We start from the raw sequence: 256 nt of genomic DNA, 5'->3' as shown, positions 1-256 counted from the left end.
TGACAACTTCACGGCACGCGTCACCCTGCAAGTGGAAAAGGATGTGAATAACCTGCCGACGGACTCGACGGCGTCTATCCTCACAGCCGGGTCGTTGGGCGAGAAGTACATCGGTATCAGCGTGGGCGGGGATGACGTTGTGCTCAAAGATGGTGGCACCATTCACGACACGCAATCGTCGCTGGTCCTCGAAGACCTGATCGGCAAGTTCCTCATGAACACCGTTAGCAAAGAAGCCAAATAAGGAGCCTTAAGA

1 pseudogene is annotated in these 256 nt (G+C 54.7%); it reads left to right on the top strand.

From position 1 onward, the window contains the following. Nucleotides 1–244 (top strand): annotated as a pseudogene (locus GHN86_RS23255) (outer membrane lipid asymmetry maintenance protein MlaD); the annotation flags it as partial. Nucleotides 245–256 lie beyond the last annotated feature (12 nt).

The organism is Pseudomonas helleri, assembly GCF_009600315.1.
Lineage (GTDB): Bacteria > Pseudomonadota > Gammaproteobacteria > Pseudomonadales > Pseudomonadaceae > Aquipseudomonas > Aquipseudomonas helleri_A.
Note: the sequence above shows the minus strand (reverse complement) of the source record. Positions and strands in the feature narration are given on the sequence as shown.